Consider the following 1,974-nt stretch of genomic DNA (forward strand, 5'->3'; position numbering starts at 1 on the left):
CGTCTGAAACCGATGCCACGTCCTGCACTGGCCAGATCCGTGGGCTGGTGCATCCTTCGGGTCGTGGGGCGATGCCCAGTGAGGGCATTCAAGGAGATGAGTGGAACGCCTAAGAGCGTGTCTCACGTGGGTGTAGTGGATCTTCTTGCATGATCTGAGGCGTGAGCGACCGCCTTGCCCTGCGGCTGGTACCGGACGAGCTCTGGGAGCTCGTGGAACCTCTGTTGCCCTCCTTCACCCCGCGTCCGCAGGGTGGGGGGACGGCTCCGGTGGACGAGCGGGCGGTGTTCACGGCGGTGGTGTACGTGCTGACGTCGGGCTGTGCGTGGCGGCATCTCCCGCCGTCGTTCGGGGTGTCCGCGCCTACGGCGCACCGCCGGTTCCAGGTCTGGACCCGGGCGGGGTTATGGCCCCGGATACATCGGGCGGTGCTCGACCGGCACGGCGGCGCCGGAAGCGTGGACTGGACCTCGGCGATCGTGGACTCCGCGAGCGTGCGAGCAAAAAGTGCCCCTATGTCCTTCGTCAAGCCGGTGAGGGGGTCGGGGCCTGGTAGAAGGTGCCGTTGCGAAGCATCGCGTAGAGCACGTCGATCCGGCGCCGGGCGAGGCAGGTGAGAGCGGCGACGTGATGTTTGCCTTCCGCGCGTTTCTTGTCGTAGTAGGCCCGGGACGGGGGTTCGCGTAGGGAGGCGAACGCGGCCAGGTAGAAGGCGCGTTTGAGTTGTTTGTTGCCGCGTCGGGAGGGGTGTTCCCCTCGGATGGAAGAGCCCGATGCTCGGGTGGCGGGGGCGAGACCGGCGTAGGCGGCCAGGTGCCCGGCGGTGGGGAAGCTGCTGGCGTCCCCGACGTCGATGAGGATGCGGGCGGCGGTCCTGACCCCGATACCGGGCATGGAGGTCAGGACCTTGGAAAGAGGGTGGGCCTCCAGAAGCTCCGCGATCCGGTCCGCGAGGAGTTTCCGCTGGTCATGGACGGCGGTCAGGGAACGGGCCAGGCTGGGAATGATCAGAATCGCCGCGTCGGTGCCGGGTACTGTCACGGTCTGCTCGTCCAGGGCGGCGAAGATGTCTCCTACCAGGCGTTCAGCCATGCGCGGCGCCTGGGGCCGCAGCAGGGTCACCAGGCGGCGGCGTCCCGCCTTACGGATCTGGGCTGGGGAACCGTGGCGTTCCAGTAGGGTGCGCACGGCCGGGTGGTCCAGGCGGGGTCCCAGCACGCGTTCCAGCGAGGGGTGGATCTGGGTGAGCAGGCCACGTAGCCGGTTGCTGGTGCGGGTGACCTCCTGGGCGAGGTCGTCATCGAAACCGACGAGCATCTCCAGCTCGGCCCGGGTGTCGTCGTCGGGAGCGAGGTCGCGCAGGGTGTGCGGCATGGAGCGGGCCGCGTCGGCGATGATGAACGCGTCGCGGGCGTCGGTCTTGGCTTCGCCGGGGTAGAGGTCGGCGATCCGCCGCATGGTCAGGCCCGGCAGGTAGGCGACACGGCAGCCGGTGTCGCGGGCGACGGCCAGCGGCAGGGCGCCGATGGAGGCAGGTTGGTCGACGACGACCAGCACGGTGCCGTGCTTGGCTTGCAGCCGGGTGAATACCTCCCGCAGTTTCGGTTCGTTGTTGGGTAGCCGCTTGTCGAACGCCTTCTTCCCGGCTGGGGTGAGAGCGGTGGCATGGTGTTCGCCCTTGCCCACGTCCAGGCCCAGGTAGACGTCGATGCCACCGGTATCGATCACGTGCTGTCTCCCGCGAGCGCTGTCTACTTTCCCGGCCTCACCTGCGGCATCAGCGTGCCGGCATCCACGTTACGAAGAGCCTGTCTCGCTCACGATGAGTTCGACGGTCATGCCCCTGATCAGCGGTCTGCCGATGCCTCCGGAACTTGGTGACACCACTTTTTCGATCATGACCGACGAGGGGCTCAAGTCATGCCAGGTCCGGAGGCCGGGAGCCCCGTTGCGGGGCCATCCAGAAGGTAACGT

1 protein-coding gene and 1 pseudogene are annotated in these 1,974 nt (G+C 67.6%); one reads left to right on the forward strand and one right to left on the reverse strand.

Going from position 1 to position 1,974, the window contains the following annotated elements; genetic code table 11:
• Positions 1-161: 161 nt before the first annotated feature.
• Positions 162-506 (forward strand): annotated as a pseudogene (locus tag FREUN1FDRAFT_RS48470) (transposase); the annotation flags it as partial.
• Positions 507-525: 19 nt separating this feature from the next.
• Here the strand turns inward: FREUN1FDRAFT_RS48470 and FREUN1FDRAFT_RS38955 are convergent.
• Positions 526-1,728 (reverse strand): IS110 family transposase, encoded by a 1,203-nt coding sequence (locus tag FREUN1FDRAFT_RS38955; RefSeq protein ID WP_006545960.1) that lies wholly within the window; start codon positions 1,726-1,728, stop codon positions 526-528.
• Between the last annotated feature and the right edge of the window lie 246 nt (positions 1,729-1,974).

The organism is Parafrankia sp. EUN1f, from assembly GCF_000177675.1.
Lineage (GTDB): Bacteria > Actinomycetota > Actinomycetes > Frankiales > Frankiaceae > Parafrankia.